Consider the following 21,447-nt stretch of genomic DNA (forward strand, 5'->3'; position numbering starts at 1 on the left):
CAACTTCTCCTTCAACTCGCAGCCACTCGTGCTCTTCAGAATAATACGTCGACATTCCTGTTCTCTCCTGACTTCAACGCTTGTAGTTTTGTTTGACGAAAGGCGTGGCCACGATCTCGGCCGGTTGCGCCTTGCCCCGAATGATCAGGTTCACCTTCTCGCCCGGCTCGCCGTGGCCTGCGGACACATAGCCCATCGCAACCGGGCCGCCGATGGTCGGACCAAAGCCACCCGAAGTGATCTGCCCGATGGTATTTCCTTCGGCACATTGGATCTCGACGCCCTGACGCGCGGGGGCACGACCGGAGGGCAGAATGCCGACCAGTTTGCGCGCGGCACCCTCTGCCAGTTCCCGTTGAACACGCTCAGCGCCAGGGAAACCGCCTTCTTCCTTGCGGCGCTTTTGAATGGCCCAGGCCAGCGACGCCTCGATCGGCGAGGTGGTCTGATCGATGTCGTTCCCATAGAGGCACAGACCGGCTTCGAGCCGCAGACTGTCGCGCGCGCCCAGACCGGCCGCTTCGCAGTCTTCGTGGGCCAGAAACGCCTTGCTGATCTCGATGGCCTTGTCCTCGGGGATCGAGATTTCGTAACCGTCCTCGCCGGTATAGCCCAGACGCGAGATACGGCATTCGACGCCGTTGATCGGGGCCATTGTGGTTTCCATGAACTTCAAATCCCGTGCCGCGGGGCAAAGCGTGCCCACCACATCCTCGGCCTTTGGGCCCTGAACAGCGACCAGAGCACGGTCGAAAATCTCGGTGACTTCGACCCCTTCCAGATGCTCTTTCATGTGCGGGATGTCCTGATGGCGCAGGGCTGCGTTGACCACGACAAAGAAATAGTCACCCGCGTTGGACACGATCAGGTCGTCCATGATCCCGCCTTCCGCGTTTGTGAAAAACCCGTAACGTGCCTTGCCGGGCTTCAGAGTGGCATAGGCCTGAGGGCAGATGGCTTCCAGCTTCTCGCCCACGTTCTCGCCACGCAGGATCACCTGACCCATGTGGCTGACGTCGAACAGCGCGGCTTTTTCCCGGCACTGAACATGTTCACCCATGATACCCAGCGGATACTGAACGGGCATCTCCCATCCGGCAAAATCCACCATCTTTCCGCCCAGTTCGACATGCAGGTCGTATAGCGGCGTACGCTTCGGTTCGGTCATCTTCTCAACCTTTCAATCAGCGGGACTGGTCGCGAACGACCATAACGGTGCAATGCGCATTGCGCACGACACGAGCCAGGTTCGGACCGATTTCATAATTCGGGAAATCGCCTTTGGTCGACGCCATGACGATCAGGTCGAAGCCTTCCTTGTGGGCAAGCTTCAGAATTTCGCGGTAGACGCTGCCTTCCTCGACATGCACGGGCACGTCGGAGGCATTGCCGTGATCCAGAATGGCCTGAACCTTGCCCCGCACGTGGTCTTTTGCGCCCGCGCCATAGTTGGCTGGCAGGTTCGGCAGCTGGATGATCTCGGGGATGACAGCGATCGCGTGCAGCTCGGCACCGTAAAATTTCGCCTGTTCCAACGCGACCGGCAAAGCCAGCTTCCACGAGTGGTCGTCGGTGTGATCAATTGGCAGCAGGATTTTCGTGGCCATCACGTCTCTCCTCGAGATATGGAAATCTGTTTCGAAGGTGGAGGGCCGGGACGGCCCCCCGTTTTTTCTGTTCGAATTACTCGGCAGGAGTGTTGCCGGGTTCTTCCGATTGGCCGCCCGAGGCGAAGAACTCTTTCGTCAGTTTGAAGACGATCGGGCTCAGCAGGACCAGGGCTATCAGGTTCGGAAGCGCCATCATCGCGTTCAGCGTATCCGCCAGCAGCCAGATGAAGCCCAGATCCGCGGTTGCACCGAAGTAGATCATGACAATCCAAAGGATGCGGTAGGGCAGCAGGGATTTGACGCCCAGCAGGAACTCGACGCATTTCTCGCCGTAGAAGGACCAGCCGAGGATGGTGGTGAAGGCAAAGATCGACAGAGCGATGGCGATCAGATACCCACCGATACCAGGCAGGGACAGTTCGAACGCCGCCGAGGTCAGTGCCGCGCCGGATTCACCCGATGTCCATGCACCCGACGAGATGATCGCCAGACCGGTGATCGAGCAGACGATGATGGTGTCGATGAACGTACCCAACATCGCGATCAGGCCCTGGTTGACCGGACCTTTGGTCTCGGCCGCTGCGTGTGCGATCGGAGCTGAACCCAAACCGGCTTCGTTCGAGAAGACACCGCGCGCCACGCCAAACCGGATTGCGGCCCAGACTGCTGCACCGGCGAAACCACCTTCGGCGGCCGACGGAGTAAACGCGTGGGTGAAGACCAGCGACAGGGCGTGACCGATGCTGCCGATGTTAATCAGCAGAACCAGCAGTCCCGCGATGATGTAGGCAATTGCCATGAACGGAACCAGTTTGCCGGCAACCGCACCAATGCGGGTAATACCACCCAGGATCACGGCTGCTGTCAGAACCATCAGGACGACGCCAGTGACCGAAGTGTTCATGCCGAAATTTGATTCCAGAACCTGCGCCACACCGTTGGCCTGCACACCGTTGCCGATTCCGAAAGCGGCCACCGCGCCGAACAGGGCGAAAGCAACACCCAGCCAGGCCCATTTCGCGCCCAAACCGTTCTTGATGTAGTACATCGGACCGCCGACAAAGTTACCCAGCTCGTCCTGCTCGCGGTATTTCACGGCGCAGACAGCTTCGGCGTATTTGGTGGCCATGCCCACCAGGGCGGTCATCCACATCCAGAACAAGGCGCCCGGACCGCCCAGGAAGACAGCAGTGGCCACACCGGCGATGTTACCCGTGCCGATTGTTGCCGACAGCGAGGTCATCAGCGCGTTGAACGGGCTGATCTGCCCTTCGCCCTGACCCTCACGGCCTTTGAACAGCAGGCTGAAGCCTGTGCCAATTCGCAGGATCGGCATGAACTTCAGGCCGACCTGTAGGAAGAAACCAGCGCCGAGGATGAGGACCAGCATTGGTACCCCCCACACGATGCTATTTATTTCCCCTACAAAGTTAGATAACGCTTCCATGGTTTCCCTCCCATTTGCGTCAGGTTTATGCCCCGTTGGCGACGGCCCGCTGGCGGGCCTGCTTAAGAGCAGCGAAATCTTCGTCCGCGTGGAACGACGACCGGGTCAGCGGTGTTGCCGACACGTGCAGAAAGCCCTTGGAACGGGCAATTTGTTCTAGCTTTTCAAACTCTTCCGGTGACCAAAACCGGTCAATCGGATGGTGTTTCGGGGTCGGTTGCAGATATTGTCCGACGGTTAGGAAATCGACATTGGCAGCGCGCAGATCGTCCATCACCTGGCGCACATCATTAATTGTTTCGCCCAACCCTACCATAAGTCCCGATTTTGTGAAGATTTCCGGTTCGGCCCGTTTGGCATCGTCCAGAAGCCGCAAAGAGGCATAATAACGGGCACCCGGCCGCACCGTCGGGTACAAATGCGGCACGGTTTCCAGATTATGGTTAAACACATCCGGCGCCGCTTCGAAGACGACATCCGGGGCTTTGCCCTTGCCCAGAAAATCAGGCGTCAGAACCTCGATTGTCGTCCCGGGGTTCTGATGACGCACGGCGCGGATCGTTTGCGCGATATGCTCGGCCCCACCGTCTTCCAGATCGTCGCGATCCACGGAAGTGATCACCACATGGCGCAAACCCAGCTTTTTGACCGCCGCCGCGACCCGGCCCGGTTCGAACGCATCCAGAGCGTCAGGTCGGCCCGTCGCCACGTTACAGAAGGAACAGCCGCGGGTGCAGACCTCGCCCATGATCATCATGGTTGCGTGGCGTTTGGACCAGCACTCTCCGATGTTGGGGCAGGCGGCTTCTTCGCAAACGGTCGCCAGATCGTGCTCGCGCATCAGGCGGCGGGTTTCGTAATACTCGGATCCTTCGATCTTTTTCTTACGTATCCACTTCGGTTTGCGCGGTATGACACTGTCGGCCTTTTTGGCCTTTTCCGGGTGGCGTGGGCGAAGCTGGATGGTCATCTGGCTGCTCCGGTTCAGGCGTGGATTACGCGGCCCATGGCGTCAAGGCAGGCTTCCTTGACAGCCTCGCCCATCGCCGGGTGCGCGTGGCAGGTTGCGGCGACCTCGGCGACGGTTGCGCCTTTGGTCATGGCCAGCACCAGTTCGGCGATCAGGTCACCGCCATGCGCCCCGCAGATATGGCCCCCCAGTATCTTGCCATCCGCGTCGGCCAGAACCTTGACCGCGCCGTCTGTTTCTCCGGTCGATCGGGCACGGGAATTGGCCATGAAGGCAAATTTTCCGACCGTATATTCCGATCCGGTCTCTTTCAGCGCTTCTTCGGTCAGACCAACGGACGCAACCTCGGGGTCGGTGTAAACCACGCCGGGTACCGTGTTGTAATCCACATGCCCGGCCAACCCGGCCAGCATCTCGACGCAGGCAACACCGTCTTCCTCTGCCTTGTGCGCCAGCATCGGACCGGGCACGCAGTCACCTATGGCGTAGATGCCGGGCACCGATGTCTGGAATGTGCTGTCGACTTCGACAAAGCCGCGCTGATTCACGGCAACACCCAGTTCTTCCAGCCCGAGACCCCGGGTAACGGGACGGCGACCGACTGCGATCAGAACCTTGTCGGCTTCCATCACCTCTTCCTTGTCCTTGCCGACGCGGTCCATGGTTAGGGTCAGGCCTGAACCGGTTTTTTCAACCGACTTCAGGGCGCGGCCCAGTTGGAACTTCAGCCCGCGCTTGGACAAGGCCCGCTGCGCCAGCTTGGCGATCTCGCCGTCAATGCCCGGCAGCACGCGGTCCAGATATTCGACAACAGTGACCTTGGCGCCCAGGCGCGCCCAGACCTGCCCCAGTTCCAGACCGATTACACCCGCACCGATTACGGCCAGATGCTCGGGTACGCTCTCCAGCGCGATCGCGCCGGTCGAACTCAGGATATCCTGCTCATCAATTTCGATACCCGGCAGCGAGGTCGGCTCGGACCCGGTGGCGATCAGGATGTTTTTGGCTTTATGAACCGCGTCGCCGACCTTGACCTGACCTGCGGCAGGGATGCTGGCCCAGCCTTCGATCAGATCGACACCATTCTTCTTGAACAGAAACGCGATGCCCTTGGTCAGATCACCTACGATCTTGTCCTTGCGCTCCATCATCGCGCCAACGTCGATGCTGGCCCCCTCGACTGCAATGCCGTGGGAGGAGAGATGGGAGAGTTCGGCATATTTGGCCGAGGAGGTCAGCAAGGCTTTGGAGGGAATGCACCCCACATTCAGACAGGTTCCGCCCAGTGCCCCGCGTCCTTCCACGCAGGCCACTTTCAGCCCCAGCTGACCTGCGCGGATCGCGGCGACATAGCCGCCGGGTCCGCCACCGATAACGATAAGATCGTAGGTATTCATGGGCTTGCTCTCAGTAGATCGGGTAGCTCGCGCACACGGCGCGGACTTGTTCGCGGGTTGCCTTCTCGACGGTTTCATCCCCATCCGGCGACTGTGCAAGCGCATCCAGAACGTCGCCGATCAGGTGGCCGATCTTCTTGAACTCTTCGGGACCGAAGCCACGGCTGCATCCGGCGGCGGTGCCCAGGCGGACTCCGCTTGTGACCGTCGGCTTTTCCGGGTCTCCGGGCACGCTGTTCTTGTTGCAGGTGAACCCGGCGCGCTCCAGCGCCGCCTCGGCCGCGTTACCCTTCACCCCGATGGGTCGAAGATCGACCAGCATCAGGTGGTTGTCCGTGCCACCCGAAACGATGTCACAGCCGCGCGACATCATCACATTGGACAATGCCTCGGCGCTGTCGACGACGCGTTGCATGTATTCCTTGAATTCCGGCTTCTGAGCTTCGCCAAACGCGACTGCTTTGCCTGCGATGACGTGCATCAGCGGGCCACCCTGAAGGCCTGGGAACACAGCGGAATTGATCTTCTTCGCCAGCGCTTCATCATTGGTCAGGATGATGCCGCCGCGCGGACCGCGCAGCGTTTTATGGGTTGTCGACGTCACGACATGCGCGTGTCCGACAGGCGAAGGGTGCAGACCTGTCGCGACCAGACCCGCGATATGGGCCATGTCGGCCAGCAGCCACGCCCCGACTTCGTCGGCGATTTCGCGGAACCGGGCAAAGTCGATCTTGCGCGAATAGGCCGACGCGCCCGCGATGATCAGTTTGGGTTTCTCTGCGCGCGCCAATTCGGCGACCTGATCGTAGTCGATCAGACCCGCGTCGGTCAGGCCGTACTGAACCGGGCGAAACCATTTGCCCGACTGCGCTGGTTTCGCGCCATGAGTCAGGTGGCCACCAGCATCCAGCGACATGCCCAGGATCGTGTCGCCCGGGCTCAGCAACGCCAGCTTGACGGCACCATTGGCCTGCGCGCCGGAATGCGGCTGCACATTGGCAAATCCGCAGCCGAAAATCGACTTCAGCCGTTCGATGGCTTCAATCTCGACCTCATCCACATATTCGCATCCGCCATAGTAGCGACGACCGGGATAGCCTTCGGCATATTTGTTGGTCAGTACTGAACCCTGCGCTTCGATTACGGCCTGCGAGACAATGTTCTCGGACGCGATAAGCTCAATTTGTTCAGCCTGACGGGAAGCTTCACGCGAAATCGACGCCGCAATAACCGGGTCGGATGCTGCAAGAGACGTTCTGAACATGATTTCCTCCTCCGAAATCCGAATCCTTAACAGGGGATTTTGTTTCCTATAGTGGAGAAAGGATGCTTGAGGCAACATTTTTTTCCGTTTTGTTATGTTGAGGGCTAATCGGGAACTATGTATCCTTGCTGAAAGTGGGGGGATTCAATATGTCAGACGATTTACAGCCTGATGGCGCGGGACTTCAGGACCAGGACGATGGAGCTGCTCTGGGTCGCTCGATCCGGGATGCACGCCGTGAAAAGGGCTGGACGCTGGAAGAGGCCGGCAGAGCCGCCGGCATTGGTCGCTCGACGCTTTCGAAGATAGAAAACAATCAGACCCGCCCCAGTTTCGATATTGTCCGCCGGTTGACTCAGGCGTTGGATATGAACCCTCCGCAGCTGTTCCTACAATCCGGTCAGACGGGGGTCGCCGGGCGGCGGGACTTCACCCCTAAAGGGACGGGCGAGATCAGGCATACCGCCACCTACATGCACGAGTTGCTGTGCCCGGAACTGACCAGCAAGCGCATGCTACCCTATGTAGCGACAATCAAGGCGCGTGAAATATCCGAATTCGACAACTGGATCCGGCATTCCGGGGAAGAGTTCATGTATGTCCTGAAGGGTGAGTTGATCTTTGTTTCGGAGCATTATCGCCCGCTGCCGATGAAGGCGGGGGATTCACTATATTATGACAGCAGCATGGGCCATGGATGCGTATCCACCAGCGAGGAAGACGCGCAGGTTCTGTGGGTGTCGCTGGAGTAGTCCTGCGTTAGACTAGAGCGGTTGAAAACCATGGGAAACGGCTGAGCAGAACCAGGATCGCTGCAACAGCCAGCAAGAAGGGCCAGAGCGATCGCAAAATGCGACCCGGTGAGGCCCCGCTCATGGAAGATGCGATGTAAAGCCCTACACCCACCGGTGGCGTCAGCAGGCCCAGAACTAGGTTCAGGCACATGACAACGCCGAACTGATAGGGGCTGATGTCGTAGTCGTTCATTGCGATGGGCAGCAGGATAGGGGTGATCAGAATGACGGCGGCGATGCCATCGATCAACATTCCGACCCCCAGCAGGATCAGGTTGACGATCAGCAGGAACAGGAATGGATCATCTGTAATGGAGGTGATCAGGACCGCCAGCTTCTGCGGCAGTGCCTCATAGATGATCACCCAGCCGAAAACACTTGCGGCCGAAATCATGAAGATGATCATAGACGCGTTGATTGCCGTGCGCCGGAACATCTGGGGCAGCGCCTTGGGCTTAAGCTCTCCGTAGATCAGCCAGCCAATCAGGAACGCGATCAGGGACGCGATAGCGGCGGATTCCGTGGGCGTGGCAATACCGAACAGAACCCCCCCAATAATGGCCATGGGGATCAATACCGCCGGTAAACAGGCAAGCAGGGCCGAAATCGATTCCTGCCGCGTAAACCAGGCGCCTTTGGGAAATCCCTGCGCGAAACCGATCAGGGCGATCACCACGGCAAACGAGATCGACAGCAACAGTCCGGGCAGGATGCCGGCAAGAAACATGTCACCGATGGGGATCTGCGCCAGAACGCCAAAGATCACGAACATCATGGATGGTGGAATGACCGGTGCCAGCAATCCCCCAGCGGCTGTGGTGGCAGCGGCAAAGCCCTTGTCATAGCCTTCCCGCTCCATCTCAGGCGTCATGGCCCGCGCCATGACGGCAATCTGCGCCGTGGCCGATCCGATGATGGCGGCCATGAACATGTTGGCCAGCAGGTTGATATAGGCCAGCCCGCCGCGAAAGCCGCCGACAAAGACCCGGGCGGCATCGATAAGCCGTCGGGTCATGCCACCTTCGTTCATCATCTCGCCGGTCAGCATGAAAAGAGGAATGGCCAGAAGCCCATAGTTCTCGAGGCCCGAGAACATCTTCTGGGCAAAGCTGTCATACAAAACGGTGTTGCCGCTTTCCCAAATGTACCAGATTGCGGTCAGCGACAGGACCAGCGCAACGGGAACCGCGATCAGCAGCTTGAAGGCAAAAATCAGAGGCGTCATGCATTGGCCTCGGGTAGAGGGGCACGGGGGGCGGTCAGATTTGCGACGCAGTGCAGCGTTGCCCCCAGCGCAAACAGCCACATGACCATCCAGACCAGGTATTTCGGAACGCCCAGCGTTGTTGTCGGTTCCGCGTAGATGAAGTTGAAGGTCGCACCCTGAAACTGCTTGGTGTCGAACCCATGCCGCGCCAGTTCCAGAGGTGAATACCAGCGCCAACAGAACCAGATCATGAACAGGGCAAAGATCAGAACGATCAGGTCAACAAGCCGTGCCGTCAGATCACGAAGCAAAGGGGGCAGGGAGTCTGTCAGGATCGTGACGGCCACCGCGTGACCATAGTGCAGCGCCGCGGATGCGCCGAGAAAGGTCATCCAGGCCATGGCATAGATCGCCAGTTCATCCACCCAGAACAGAGCGGACCCCAGGCTCCGTGTCACGACGTTCAGCAGGATAAGAACCGATATGGCGGCGGCCAGAAAAGACGCGAGCCACAGTTCAGCACGCGCCCATGCTGCAGAAATCCGCCGGATCATTGCGCTCACTCCTCAAAACAAGGGGCGCAAATCACCTGCGCCCCAATTGCATGAGTACCGTATTAGTTGGCGGTTTCCGCAGCAACCTGTCGCAATTGATCCAGCGCACCTGATTTCCCGGCCCAGGTCTGGTTCCATTGATCAATGGCATCACCAAAGAATGAGCTGTCTACCTGAACATAGGTTTTGCCGGTGCCTTTCACCTGATCCAGCCATTCCTGTTCCTTGGCAACATAGGTGTCGATGGTACTGTCCACGTGACGGGCCATCAGTTCACCGATCATGGTGCGGTCTTCTTCGGACAGACCGGCCCAGACCTTGGCCGACACAAGACCAACCATCGGGAACATCATGTGGTCCGACTGCACGACGGTGTCGGCATGTTCGTAATATTTCAGAACCCAGATCAGTTCTGCGTCCATGTCGATGGCATCGACCTGACCGTTGGCCAGCGCATCGTAAACGGCGGGCAGGGGCATCGGGGTCGGGGCCGCACCAACGGCGTTGTAGAAGTCGAGAATAGGCTCGAACGGAGTGATCCGCAGTTTGAGACCGGCCAGGTCCTCTGCCGAGTTCACGTCGCCCCGGGCAACGATCTGGCGCAGGCCGGCCATGCCGTACCCGGTGCCGACGACACCGACCTCGGCAGGAAGTTGATCCAGCATGCTGCGTGCGCCATCGCTGCGCAGGATGCGGCCCGCGTGGCCGATATCGCTGGCCAGATACGGGGCGTAGAACGCGCCGAAATCCTTGGCGCGGTTGGACACTTCGGCCACTGTCATGAACGCCATGTCCAAAGCACCTGTTTGCAGCTGTTGCAGCATCTCGGCTTCGTTGCCCAACTGACGCGCCGGGAAAACTGTCACGCTATGCGCGCCACCGCTGGCTTCCGACAAGTCTGCGCCAAATGCCTCGGCCGCCTTGGTCCAGATATGCGGCGGTGGCGTGATCAGACCCAGGCGGAACTCATCTGCCAGCGCAATCGTTGCGGAAAAAGAAGTCACAACCGCAGCAGTCGCGCCGCAAAGGGCTTTGTGAAGGTAGTTCATTGTATTCTCCCTGTTTTGTTCCGGTTCAGCTCAGAGCTGGACCCAGTCCGCAGGCGGCTTACCCTTTCCGGGATGCAGCGTTCCGCAGTTCGGACAAGTTCGAGCTTCGGTACTGTTATGGAAAGCATCGTAAATCTTTGGCAGTGCGGTGACGATCCCTTCGGGGCCATCAAGCGCAACTTCTTCGCGGTGCACAAGGCCTTCGCAGTTAAAGCAAAACCATTCGAACCCTTCTTTCATCCCCGGCTGACGTGGGGCTTCGACCACGATGCCGATCGATCCTTCCTGTGGGCGCTGCGGCGCGTGACGCACATGAGGCGGCAACAGGAAAACCTCGCCTTCACGCACCGGCACATCGTAGATTTTGCCGCCGTCGGCGATCTTCAGCATCATGTCGCCCTTTTGCTGAAAGAACCATTCTTCGACCGGATCATCGTGAAAATCGACACGTGTATTGGGGCCGCCAACAACCATGACAATCATGTCGCCTTCCTTGTGCAGCAACTGATTGCCAACCGGAGGGCGCAGTTTGTCAGCGTTGTCTTCCACCCATTTCTGGAAATTGAAGGGTTTCAGCGTCGGGTGTTGTCCCATGTGCTTTCTCCTGCCTGACCGGTGCTTGGGGCACAGCAACACTATATCGTGCCGTCAAAAAGCCTAGGACAAGCCGTATGAAAGAAATATTTGTTTCTGGGAATGTCGGTATCCATTAACCTGATATCAGATTGATCAAAGCTGAAGGCCGCAATCCTCGAACGCGGCGCTTGCGGCGGCTTTTTCGGCCTCGGTCAGTTCCAGCATGGGATGGCGTACGCGCCCTCCGACCTGTCCAAGCAGTTCCTGCCAGTATTTTCCGTGGGCTGTCGGCTTGCCACCGGGCTTGGTGCGTTTGATCGCAGCACGGACCGGATCGAGACTGTCGCGCACGCGCCGGGCCTGGTCGAGCTTTCCGGCAAAAGCCAGTTCGGTGTATTCGTGCATACGCAAGTCGTTCGCCGTCTGGATTTGGTAGGGCGGCGAGGAACACAGGTAAAGCTGCCAGCCCAGCTCCTCGATATTGTCCAGCCAGTCGTCTTCCAGAGACGTGGACACCAGGATCTTGTCACCCACCATCCGCGTCAGTTTTGCATACATGTCCCGGGGGACCGAGTATTTGATGGCCATGATGTTGGGCAGCTCCGCAATACGCGCACAAGTTTCGGGCTGCATCAGATACCCGCTGTCGGGATGGCTCCACATGGCGATGCCGATATCCAGGCGGTCGCAGATATACTTGTAGTAATTGTACAAAACCTCGTCGCGGTCGTGACAAAAGCTGAGCATCGGGGCGTGGACCACCACATAATCCGCACCGCAGTCCTGAGCATGCCGTCCAAGCTCCAGCACGGTGTCCACGTTCTGATCCGAGATCGACATGATCGTCCCGGCCTTGTCCCCGCATTCCTCGGCGGCGATGGTCATGTTGCGTTTGCGTTCGTCCAGCGACATCGACCAGAACTCACCCTGTTTGCCTGCGATGAACAGGCCCTGAATTTGCAGATCGTCGATCCAGTGCCGAATGTTCCGGCGCAATCCGGCCTCGTTCAGGCTGAGGTCTTCGTTGAACGGGTTCAACGCGGCTGCCCAAATCCCCCGCATGGTTTCGCGCGAATAGGCTTTGGCGTCGTGTTTGGCATATTTCATGGGCAGGAAGTCCGAAGGTCAGATGTTAGATCGCTAGCGTGCAAACACTCTGGTTCCGTCAAACGCACAAAGCCAAGCGCATAGGGCGGATCTGGATATTAAATATTTCGATAACAGAGAGCCTGCAGTTTCGGATAGGTTAAGGCTGCATCTGGAGGCTCTATGAAAATCGGCATTATCGGCGAAGGCGCTATCGGGCGTTACGTGGCACAACACTTGCTTGAAAAAGGCGAAGGGCCTGATGCCATACTGGTTTCACCCGGTCGGCTGCTTGACGAAGAAGCGGCCGGGCCATCCCGTGTTTCCTGCGTCTCAGACCTGCCCGGCGGGATCGATCTGATGGTCGATTGCGCGGGCCATGCGGGCCTGAAAGCACACGGAGCCGCCATTCTGGAACGGGGCATCGACCTGGTAACACTGTCAGTCGGCGCATTGGCTGACCCTGATCTTGAACAGGCGCTGGCATTGGCGGCGCGTAACGGTCATTCGCATTTGCGCCTTGCCAGCGGGGCAATCGGCGCACTGGATTGCCTATCCGCCGCAAGGGTAGGGGGGCTGACCGAGGTCATCTATCGCGGCAGCAAGCCCCCGGCAGGATGGCGTGGTTCAGCTGCAGAAGAACAATTGAAGCTGGATCAGCTGAATTCAGCGGCGATACATTTTTCCGGAACTGCCCGGCAAGCAGCCGTGGCCTATCCAAAGAACGCCAACGTGGCAGCGGCCATAGCGTTGGCGGGACTAGGATTTGACGAGACAAGGGTTGAACTGATCGCCGATCCGGCTGTTAATGCCAATATCCACGAAATCGAGGCGCGCGGCAGTTTTGGCACCTTCACATTCAGGATCGAAGGAAAGGCGCTGCCGGACAACCCGCGCAGTTCGGCTCTGGCTGCCATGAGCGCGATTGCCGCCATCGAAAGACAGCCCGCAGCGATCAGTATCTGAGGGGCCTTCATGGTCGCACATCATACCCGTATCGTTGAGCGCGCGCTGACGCGGTTGAAGCTGCGCCAGTTGCGTCTGCTGGTTGCGGTCGGCCAGCACGGCAGCATCCAGAATGCCGCGCGCGATCTGGGCATTTCGCAGCCTGCCGCCACCAAGATGATTCAGGACCTGGAGCTGGATTTCGAGGTCAAGCTTTTCGAGCGGACCAATCGCGGCGTTGTGCCCACGGTGTTTGGTGAAGCACTGATCCGCCATGGCAAGCTGATCTTCGCGCAGGTCTCAAATGCTGCTCAGGAATTGGATGATCTGAACGAAGGCAACAGCGGCCGGGTTGTGGTGGGAACCCTGCTGGCGGCGTCACCAACCTTGCTGCCACGCGCTGTCGAACGGCTGCTGAAAGACCGCCCGAAAGTCGCGGTCAAAATTGTCGAGGGGACAAACGAAGTGCTGATGCCTGCGCTTTTGTCGGGCGAGATCGACATGGTTGTCGGTCGTCTGCCAAGTCATCGCCACCGGGCACGGATCACGCAGGAAAAGTTCTTTGATGAACGAGTATTGGCCGTGACGGGAACGCAGCATCCTTTGGTCGGCAGGCCGAATATCACTTTCGAAGAACTCAGACGCTTTGGCTGGATACTTCCGCCGGTCGAAACCACTCTGCGCCGCCAGACCGACCAGTACTTCGTGCGACAGGATCAGTACCAGCCGGGTGTTTCAATTGAATCAGTTTCCTATCTTGCCAACAGGTCCCTGTTGCGATCTCACGATTTCGTCGGGCTGATGCCGGCCCATGTCGCTTCGTTGGATATCGACCGTGGTCTGCTGGCCTGCCTGGATTGGGCTGTCCCATTTGGTGCGGGCCCTGTTGGCGTGTCTCACAGAGGGGAAAGCAGCCTGTCCCCGGCAAGCAGCACATTTCTGGATGCCCTGCGCGCGGCAGCAGGTGACATCTGAACCATCCCTGCAGATATCACGCAATCGGATATCAGTATTTCTTCAATTCAGTTGAGGTGATGCCAGCGGAAATGAGACCCTGAAGCTGAATTGCAACCTGCGAGGGCGCCATGAGCACTTATCCGGACCTGAAACTCTATATCGGCGGTGAGTGGCGCAAGGCAGCAGACGACATTCCCGTGTTGAACCCTGCGACGGAAGAGGAGATCGGCAGGCTTCCCAAAGCGGGCAGGTCCGATCTGGATGACGCGCTGGTTGCGGCCGAAGCGGGGTTTCGCGTTTGGCGTCGCACGGCCCCACGCGACCGTGCGGACATCATGATCAAGGCTGCGGCGCTGATGCGCGACCGCCAGGAGGAGATTGCCCGCTCAATCACTGCCGAGCATGGAAAGCCGCTGGCACAGGCCCGGCTTGAGGTGATCCGCGGCTGCGAGTTTTTCGAATGGGACGCGGGCGAGGCCATGCGTACCTATGGCCGCGTCATCCCCTCGGCGCCCGGTGTTCGATATGTTGTGCATCACCAACCCATCGGGGTGGTTCTTGGCCTGTCGCCCTGGAATTTCCCGATGAGCCAGCCGGCACGCAAGATTGCAGGCGCGCTGGCATCGGGGTGTTCGATCATCCTGAAAGCGGCTGAGGAAACTCCGGCAGGTGCCATGCATATTGCGCGCGCCTTCCACGACGCCGGCTTGCCACCGGGTGTCCTGAACCTTGTCTTTGGCGAACCTGCGGAGATCTCAAACCATCTTATCCGGCAGAATCCTGTACGGCTTGTCGCCTTTACCGGGTCAACAGCGGTCGGGCGCCACCTGACGACGCTCGCCTCGGAGAACATGACGCGCGTCTTGATGGAGTTGGGCGGGCATGCGCCAGTCATCGTCTGTGAAGATACAGACGTTGAAAAAGCCGCACTTAGCGGAGCGGTCCGCAAATACAGGAATGCAGGGCAGGTCTGCACCTCGCCAACCCGGTTTTTTGTGCACGAAAGCATCTACAAGCCATTCCTGGATACGTTCAATGAACGGGCCGCTGCCACTGTCGTAGGGAACGGAGTGGAAGAGGGTATCGAAATGGGGCCGCTGGCAAACGACCGCCGCGTTCCCGCGCTGAGCGAACTTGTGGAAGATGCCCGTGATGCCGGTGCAACGATCTGCACCGGGGGCGGTCGGATCGGAGCCAAAGGCTATTTCTTTGCGCCGACCGTTTTGACGAATGTGCCTGACGACGCCCGCGTGATGCAGGAAGAGCCATTTGGCCCGCTGGCTGTGATCAATCCGGTCGCTTCACTGGACGAAGCCATAGCCAAGGCGAATGCGACACCTTTTGGTCTTGCCGCTTACGGGTTTTCAAACAGGGCCGACTATATTGACCGGATGACCGATGAAGTCGAAGCCGGAAACCTTTCCTTCAATACGCTGGAAGCATCATTGCCGGAAACACCTTTTGGCGGGGTCAAATCCAGTGGATACGGCCGGGAAGGCGGGACGGAGGGTTTGGAAAACTATATGATTGTCAAGAATATCTCTCACAGCACCCAGATCGTTTGATCATGCGCGGGGCAAGATCTGGTCCCGAAATATCGTTCTGACAGTAAATGGCGAAATAGCTTAAAGCACTGTCATTGTTATAATTTTTGACAAATTAAAGAATTAGTAGAATGGGCCATATTTTGGCCTCAATCAAACGTCACTTCACATAGCCACTGGCATTGACGCCGCTCACACTCAATCGCTGCGGCATGCAGTTGCTTTTCCCCCTCGTGGCAACTCAGATCCGACCTCCCACTTGAAAACGGATCTTGCCGTAGCGATTGAAAGCCAGTTTTTTCACATCTGATCTGGTTCGGGTCATGCCTATTGATGTTCTGAAAACTCCTGTTCAAGCCAGGTTTCGAACAGTTGCTTAACAGGCTCGTTTGCGCCTGTTCCGCTTGTCTCAACAAGAAAGTGGGATTGATTGATTGGGACCGCATCGCCGACAATCGCGATGCCCTGTCCGGCCTCGATTGCGGTTTGCGCGAACCTTTCCAGCACCATTGCGTACCCTCCGCCCGCGGCAACGACGCCCATCGCGGCGACGGTTGTATCGACGGAGTAGGGGGACAAGGGTTCAGAATACGCTATGCCCAATGCTTCGAAATACTTCTGCCCCATGTCCTGAAATCCCAGAATCTGCACAAGCGGCTGCTTGCGGAGTTCGGCAACCGGCATGTTTTGCCCCGATGCCGAACCCGCCGCGACAGGTACGATACGCTCGGTCGAGATTTTTCGGGTTCGCGCATCAGGCCAGTCACCAACCCCCACGCGCAACTCGACATCCACGTTTTCGCGACCAGCCGAATCCGCCCAAATGTTTGAGACCAGCCGAATGGATACATCGGGCTGGCTGCGGGTGAATTCCGGCAGCCTATGTGCCAGCCAGAGCGTCGCTGTCGAGATCGGAGCCCGCACGGTTAGAACCTGCGCGCTTCCGGACCCGAAAAGGCTGGCGGTCGATACCGTAATATCGCTTAGCGCGCGCCGCACGGAATAGGCGTAGGCCTGTCCGACCTCTGTCAGGCTCAGGTTTCTGGCCGCGCGAAAGAAAAGCTTGCACCCCAACTGCGCCTCTAGCGAGCGGACATGCAGACTGAGTGCCGTTTGCGTTATACCCAGTTCCTTCGCCGCGGCCGTAAAGCTCATATGCCGCGCTGCGCATTCAAACGATCTGAGCCAGACAAGATTTGGGGAATTGGACACGTTCAGCACCAAAGAGAATTTGTGATTATTGCTCTTTTTATTCGTTTTACTTTTTCGCTTCAACGTCGCTAAATCGGTGCGCAAACGGAAATTTCACCGGCCTGATCAGACCGGACACCCTGGGGAACGCGCTTATGAAAGTTGGATTTATTGGTCTGGGTAATGTCGGCGGCAAGCTTTCGGGTTCGCTGCTGCGCAATGGTATGGACTTGACAGTCCATGATCTGAACGAAGAACTGGTTGATGCATTCGTGGCCCGTGGTGCGAAAAAGGCGGAAGGACCGTCGCAACTGATGCGGGATTGTGATGCGGTCATTACCTGCCTGCCGACGCCTGCTGCGTCGGACGCCGTCATGCAGCAGATGTTGCCGGAAGTAACCGACGGCAAAATCTGGATGGAGATGTCCACCACGGATGAGGCTGAAGTCAAACGCCTGGGTGCCATGGTGATGGAGCGGGGCGGGGCGGCAGTGGATTGCCCGGTCTCAGGCGGATGCCACCGCGCGGCGACAGGAAATATCTCGATCTTTGCGGGATGTGATCGCGCAACGTTCGAGCGTATCGCGCCGTTCCTCAAGACCATGGGCCGCCGTATTTTGCATACCGGTGAGTTGGGGTCGGCTTCGGTCCTGAAAGTTTTGACGAACTATCTGGCCACAGCCAATCTGGTGACCTGCTGCGAGGCTCTGGTCACGGCCAAAGCCGCAGGTATGGACCTGAATACCACCTATGAAGCGATCAAGATCAGTTCCGGCACATCGTTTGTTCATGAGACCGAGAGTCAGGTCATCCTGAACGGATCACGCGATATCTCGTTCACCATGGATCTGGTCAAAAAGGACGTGAGCCTGTTTCAGCAGGTTGCCGACCGCCACAACGTCCCGTTGGAAATCTCGCCCATGCTGGTTCAGATTTTCGAGGACGGGATCGAACGTTTTGGCGAACGTGAGTTGTCGCCCAACATTATCAGGCGCCTGGAAGAGGTCACAGGCCTGGAGATCCTTGCACCCGGCTTCCCGACCGAGATGGAAGACGATGAACCCGAAGAGCCCGGCTATGAGGTGATCCCGCAAGGCAAGGCGCTGAAAGCCGCTGAATGACCTGATCACGTCGGGCGTTGAACCGGCTCAGGCATATTATAGCTGTGGCCGCCAGGGCCATTCTATCCGGCAAGCTGGTGCTGCTAAATCGCGAGTAGGGGATTGGACATGACGACAGCGGACACCAACCCAACGGAAAATGCCGCCCATCGCCCCGAGCCTGGTCCGATGAGCCGTGAGTGGCACTGGCACCCTGAATTGCCAGTGAACCACGCGCCATATTGGCATTGGCCACCGAAACCTGGTGTTCTGGCTAAGTGGCTTTGGCAGAATTACCTGCAGGTTTCCGATCGTTCGATCTATTTGGCACTGTCGTTTGTCGTGGCGTTCTGGATGCAACCCGTTGGCCCCGAACAAACGCAATTCGCGTTCGGGTGGATGTCATGGGTTTTCATCCGAAACTGGGCTCTGCTGATCATTGTCGCAGGTGGGCTGCATTTCTGGTTCTACGGAATTGACGGGCAGGGCAAGCTGCTGAAATACGACCCAAGACCCTACGTGAAGCGCAAGAATGCGCTTTATAAGTTCGGCTATCAGACCTGGGACAATATGTACTATTCGCTGGTCTACGGTGCCACGATCCTGTCGGCGCTCGAGTGCTTTTTGCGCTGGATGTATGCCAATGGTTACGTCGCGACGCTTAGCTTTGGCGCTCATCCGGTCTGGTTTATTCTACTGTTCCCGATACTCGCCATATGGCAGAGTTTTCATTTCTACATGGTGCATCTTTTTCTGCATCAACCGTTCATTTACAGACAGGTTCACGCCGTTCATCACCGCAACGTAAACACCGGACCCTGGTCGGGCATGTCGATGCACCCGGTCGAGGCGTTCGGCTATCTCAGCGCGATCCTGATCGTTCTGGTATTGCCAAGTCATCCGGTTCACATGATCTTTCTGGGATATTGGCTGATGCTGGGCGCCGCGTCATCCCATTCGGGATACGAAGCAATCTGGGCCCACGACCGCAAAGCACTCCTGATCGGTGCCTTTTTTCATCAGTTGCATCATAGATACTACGAATGCAACTACGGCAACGCGGAAATGCCCTGGGACAAGTGGTTTGGCACATATCACGACGGCTCAGAGGAGGCGACCGTACGCACGCGCAACCGGAAACGCGAAATGCATGCGTCACGGCAGTAGCTAACGTTGCTTTTTCCCGAGGTTTAATGAAAATACAACTCTAAGTGGCGTTCGTCGGGATATCCCGCATAATCATGATTATGTTAATAACATGGGTATGTATCGTTTAGGTACTCGCTTTGGCCAACGACAACGGCTTCGCAATACTTGTTTTCTGATACTTCTTATCTATATTGTCATGTATGAGATATAAGGAAACTTGTGATGTCCAGGATTCTTCATCTTTATGATGTCGCAGAAGATACCGAACGCGATCTTTCCGCGCAGGAAGCGGTTCGGCTTGCCCAAAAGGACAAATCCCTAATCCTTATCAGCGGTGTTCGGGACATGTCACCCAGGACATTTCACCTCATCGCATCCTCGGTTGCCAGACGAAAGCTGGAGCGCGCTCAGGAGCGTATTGACGCGATGATTGATGCCTATCTCGACACGGACGCGTTCGATCAGGTCGAGGCAAAGATTGACGACGACAATGCCCGGCTGCGCGCGGAATTCCTGAGCGATTTTGCGGTCCTTACAAGCGCCCAGATCCATGCCATGTCTGGCAGCACATCGAGAAACAAGTCAGCCACGGCGAACGACTGGAAAAAGGCCGGAAAGATCTTTTCGGTCAAACTGCAGGGCAAGGACCTGTATCCGGCGTTCCAATTTAATGCTGATGGGCGGCCCTATGCGACCTTGGCGGACGTGCTTGCTGCGCTTCCGCAGGATTTGACTCCCTGGCAAACTGCCTTTTGGCTTGTCGCGCCCCAAAACGCGCTGGATGGTGCTCGGCCGATTGACCTTGTTCAGGCCGGTGACGCGCGGGTTGTCGATGCCGCTGCGCGCGCGTTTGAAACGCCGGCAGGCTGACGGCGCGTGATACTTCCGAATGCGGCCGGACAGCATCCCTACTTTGCGCTGGAAAGCGGGCGAGAGGTCTTTCGCCTGCACCGAGACGTTCTGGATGGTGATCAGTTCAATCCCGGTTACGGCACGTCCCGCTTCGCCCCCTTTCAGGATCTCGAGGGCAAAATAGTTCCCACTCTTTACTCCGCTACCACATTTGATGGCGCGGCTTATGAAGCACTGTTCCGAGAACGTCCGGCCAAGTATCAGACATTCCCTCGTAACCGTCTTGATGACTATGCAGCAAGCCGGTTAACGACCAGGCGGGAACTTCAGTTGGTTCGTTTGTTTACGCCGGAACTCGCCGCTTGGGGCATCGCGGAAGCTGACCTGCTTACCTACGATGAAAGCAACTATCCCACTTGCCGGGAGCTTGCCGCCTTGATCTGGAAAGACAATCCCGCCGCAGATGGCATGATCTGGTCATCCGTGCGTGACAGTTCCGCATTGGCGATGATGCTGTTCGAAGATCGGGTAACACCCGGCGCGCTGACGGTAACAGAAACGCGGTACGTTCAGCGCGACGCGGACTTGCTGGATCAGCTGCGAACAACGGCGCGCCGCGCGGGCATCACGATCAGCCGTTAAGCTTGTTTTGAAAAGGTGTCGAACGCCTTGAGCGCCTTGGCGCTGTAGGCATAAGACGGGCCGCCCCCCATATAGGTCGCCATGGCCAACGCCTCGCACAGTTCTCCCCGGCTGGCACCGAGGCGCACCAAAGAACGGACGTGAAAGCCGATACAACTGTCACACCGCGTCGCAATTGCGATCCCGAGCGCCATGAACTCTTTGGTTTTTTCGCTGAGCGCGCCGTTGGACTTGGCGGCCTTACCCATGATGCCAAAGCCTTTGACCGTCTCGGGCACTTCTTTCGAATATGTTGCGATGTCGGCCTCAATCCCGGCCATGAAGTCATTCCAGTCCATGTCATCCTCCTTCAGCCGCGTTCGTCCGATCCCATGCGGCGTTCCAGCCAGCGCACTCCGGCGCTGATGATCAGAACCAGGATCAGATATTCAAGGATCAGCAGCGAATAGATCTCAAGCGGCCGGTATTCTGTGACCACCAGCTCGTTCGCGCGCCGCGTCAGTTCCTGCATGCCGATGACGCTGGCAAAGGCGCTCATCTTGACAATGTAGATGAACTGGTTCGCCAGCGGTGGCAAAATGCGCCGGATCGCCTGAGGCAGGATCACATAGCGCATGGTTTGAAGATAGTTCAGGCCGATGGTCTGGGCCGCCTCGGTCTGTCCCTTGGCAATCGACTGGATACCGGCCCGGTAAATCTCGGCTGTAAATGCACTATCGGACAAGGCGAGCGTGATGATCGCGCCCCAGAACGGATCAATCGGTATGTTCAGGCCCATTTCACGAAAAACGATCGGCAGGCCGTAGAAGACCCAGAACAGCATGGGCAGCAGCGGGATCGAGCGGATCAGTTCGACATAGACCCGGTTCACCAAACGCCAGCCCCTGCTTTTGGCCAGCCCCGGCAATGCCACGATCAGCCCCAGAACAATCGAAATGACAGCGGCGATCACTGAAATCAAGATGGTGTCGCCCATGCCGGAAATCAGGAATTTGACATTGATCCAGCCCGCTTCGGTCATCGGATTGATGACATACCATCCCCATGTGGAAGAACTGGAACAAGCTGCAAGCGCCAGAAACGACAGGAGAAGAAGAAGGTTTCTTTTCATCG

22 protein-coding genes are annotated in these 21,447 nt (G+C 57.8%); 8 read left to right on the forward strand and 14 right to left on the reverse strand.

All coding sequences use genetic code 11. The features are described 5' to 3' along the window. Nucleotides 1-73 precede the first annotated feature (73 nt). The 6 genes from gcvT to glyA form a co-directional block, all read right to left on the reverse strand. A complete protein-coding gene (gene gcvT, locus ACR0FE_RS21115; RefSeq protein ID WP_480915082.1) occupies nt 74-1,168 on the reverse strand; it encodes a glycine cleavage system aminomethyltransferase GcvT in 1,095 nt (364 codons plus the stop codon). Between the two features lie 16 nt (nt 1,169-1,184). Beyond that, nucleotides 1,185-1,607, reverse strand: coding sequence for a universal stress protein (locus tag ACR0FE_RS21120; protein WP_170613945.1), 423 nt, complete (start codon nt 1,605-1,607; stop codon nt 1,185-1,187). 76 nt (nt 1,608-1,683) lie between these two features. Beyond that, nucleotides 1,684-3,057 carry an alanine/glycine:cation symporter family protein gene (locus tag ACR0FE_RS21125; protein ID WP_480915083.1) on the reverse strand — a complete coding sequence of 458 codons (1,374 nt, stop codon included), beginning with the start codon at nt 3,055-3,057 and terminating at the stop codon, nt 1,684-1,686. Between the two features lie 25 nt (nt 3,058-3,082). Continuing rightward, nucleotides 3,083-4,027 carry a lipoyl synthase gene (gene lipA / locus ACR0FE_RS21130; protein ID WP_170613947.1) on the reverse strand — a complete coding sequence of 315 codons (945 nt, stop codon included), beginning with the start codon at nt 4,025-4,027 and terminating at the stop codon, nt 3,083-3,085. Nucleotides 4,028-4,041: 14 nt separating this feature from the next. After that, nucleotides 4,042-5,424: a dihydrolipoyl dehydrogenase gene (gene lpdA / locus ACR0FE_RS21135; protein ID WP_480915086.1), complete on the reverse strand. Its 1,383-nt coding sequence runs from the start codon at nt 5,422-5,424 to the stop codon at nt 4,042-4,044. A 10-nt stretch (nt 5,425-5,434) separates the two neighbouring features. Then, the gene (glyA, locus tag ACR0FE_RS21140) at nt 5,435-6,688 is read right to left on the reverse strand and encodes a serine hydroxymethyltransferase (protein WP_480915088.1); all 1,254 of its coding nucleotides are present in this window, start codon (nt 6,686-6,688) and stop codon (nt 5,435-5,437) included. A 149-nt stretch (nt 6,689-6,837) separates the two neighbouring features. Between glyA and ACR0FE_RS21145 the strand changes: the two genes are divergently transcribed. After that, complete coding sequence (locus tag ACR0FE_RS21145) at nt 6,838-7,440, forward strand: helix-turn-helix domain-containing protein (protein WP_480915090.1); 603 nt, start codon at nt 6,838-6,840, stop codon at nt 7,438-7,440. A 7-nt stretch (nt 7,441-7,447) separates the two neighbouring features. Here ACR0FE_RS21145 and ACR0FE_RS21150 read toward each other — a convergent pair whose 3' ends face one another. The 5 genes from ACR0FE_RS21150 to ACR0FE_RS21170 form a co-directional block, all read right to left on the reverse strand. After that, the gene (locus tag ACR0FE_RS21150) at nt 7,448-8,707 is read right to left on the reverse strand and encodes a TRAP transporter large permease (RefSeq protein ID WP_170613951.1); all 1,260 of its coding nucleotides are present in this window, start codon (nt 8,705-8,707) and stop codon (nt 7,448-7,450) included. After that, nucleotides 8,704-9,243, reverse strand: coding sequence for a TRAP transporter small permease (locus ACR0FE_RS21155; RefSeq protein WP_480915092.1), 540 nt, complete (start codon nt 9,241-9,243; stop codon nt 8,704-8,706). Before ACR0FE_RS21155 ends, ACR0FE_RS21150 begins: the two co-directional genes overlap by 4 nt. A gap of 62 nt (nt 9,244-9,305) precedes the next feature. Continuing rightward, the gene (locus tag ACR0FE_RS21160) at nt 9,306-10,292 is read right to left on the reverse strand and encodes a TRAP transporter substrate-binding protein (protein ID WP_170807975.1); all 987 of its coding nucleotides are present in this window, start codon (nt 10,290-10,292) and stop codon (nt 9,306-9,308) included. A gap of 30 nt (nt 10,293-10,322) precedes the next feature. Then, entirely contained in the window at nt 10,323-10,886 is a 564-nt protein-coding gene (locus tag ACR0FE_RS21165; RefSeq protein ID WP_170613954.1) for a 3-hydroxyanthranilate 3,4-dioxygenase, read from the reverse strand. A 135-nt stretch (nt 10,887-11,021) separates the two neighbouring features. Continuing rightward, nucleotides 11,022-11,975: a dihydrodipicolinate synthase family protein gene (locus ACR0FE_RS21170; RefSeq protein WP_480915094.1), complete on the reverse strand. Its 954-nt coding sequence runs from the start codon at nt 11,973-11,975 to the stop codon at nt 11,022-11,024. Between the two features lie 162 nt (nt 11,976-12,137). On the opposite strand from ACR0FE_RS21170, the gene ACR0FE_RS21175 reads away from it, so the two are divergent. The 3 genes from ACR0FE_RS21175 (at nt 12,138) to ACR0FE_RS21185 (ending at nt 15,421) form a co-directional block, all read left to right on the forward strand. Beyond that, on the forward strand, nt 12,138-12,920 hold the full coding sequence (locus ACR0FE_RS21175) for an aspartate dehydrogenase (protein ID WP_480915096.1): 783 nt from the start codon (nt 12,138-12,140) through the stop codon (nt 12,918-12,920). A 9-nt stretch (nt 12,921-12,929) separates the two neighbouring features. Then, nucleotides 12,930-13,874, forward strand: a complete 945-nt coding sequence (locus tag ACR0FE_RS21180; RefSeq protein WP_170678632.1) for a LysR family transcriptional regulator — start codon at nt 12,930-12,932, stop codon at nt 13,872-13,874. 110 nt (nt 13,875-13,984) lie between these two features. After that, entirely contained in the window at nt 13,985-15,421 is a 1,437-nt protein-coding gene (locus ACR0FE_RS21185) for an NAD-dependent succinate-semialdehyde dehydrogenase (RefSeq protein ID WP_480915098.1), read from the forward strand. Between the two features lie 306 nt (nt 15,422-15,727). Here the strand turns inward: ACR0FE_RS21185 and ACR0FE_RS21190 are convergent, their stop codons facing one another. Then, nucleotides 15,728-16,621 carry a LysR family transcriptional regulator gene (locus ACR0FE_RS21190; RefSeq protein ID WP_480915100.1) on the reverse strand — a complete coding sequence of 298 codons (894 nt, stop codon included), beginning with the start codon at nt 16,619-16,621 and terminating at the stop codon, nt 15,728-15,730. 125 nt (nt 16,622-16,746) lie between these two features. Between ACR0FE_RS21190 and ACR0FE_RS21195 the strand changes: the two genes are divergently transcribed. The 4 genes from ACR0FE_RS21195 to ACR0FE_RS21210 all read left to right on the forward strand — a co-directional run bounded on the left by ACR0FE_RS21195 (nt 16,747) and on the right by ACR0FE_RS21210 (nt 20,334). Then, complete coding sequence (locus ACR0FE_RS21195) at nt 16,747-17,712, forward strand: NAD(P)-dependent oxidoreductase (protein WP_480915102.1); 966 nt, start codon at nt 16,747-16,749, stop codon at nt 17,710-17,712. A 108-nt stretch (nt 17,713-17,820) separates the two neighbouring features. After that, entirely contained in the window at nt 17,821-18,858 is a 1,038-nt protein-coding gene (locus tag ACR0FE_RS21200; protein WP_480915104.1) for a sterol desaturase family protein, read from the forward strand. A gap of 204 nt (nt 18,859-19,062) precedes the next feature. Beyond that, a complete protein-coding gene (locus ACR0FE_RS21205; RefSeq protein WP_480915105.1) occupies nt 19,063-19,710 on the forward strand; it encodes a hypothetical protein in 648 nt (215 codons plus the stop codon). 6 nt (nt 19,711-19,716) lie between these two features. Then, nucleotides 19,717-20,334, forward strand: a complete 618-nt coding sequence (locus ACR0FE_RS21210; RefSeq protein WP_480915106.1) for an RES family NAD+ phosphorylase — start codon at nt 19,717-19,719, stop codon at nt 20,332-20,334. Here the strand turns inward: ACR0FE_RS21210 and ACR0FE_RS21215 are convergent. After that, nucleotides 20,331-20,672 (reverse strand): carboxymuconolactone decarboxylase family protein, encoded by a 342-nt coding sequence (locus tag ACR0FE_RS21215; protein ID WP_480915108.1) that lies wholly within the window; start codon nt 20,670-20,672, stop codon nt 20,331-20,333. The two genes, ACR0FE_RS21210 and ACR0FE_RS21215, sit on opposite strands and share 4 nt — an antisense overlap. 11 nt (nt 20,673-20,683) lie before the next feature. Then, the gene (locus ACR0FE_RS21220; protein WP_170678648.1) at nt 20,684-21,445 is read right to left on the reverse strand and encodes an amino acid ABC transporter permease; all 762 of its coding nucleotides are present in this window, start codon (nt 21,443-21,445) and stop codon (nt 20,684-20,686) included. Between the last annotated feature and the right edge of the window lie 2 nt (nt 21,446-21,447).

This window comes from Ruegeria sp. K7, assembly GCF_056531785.1.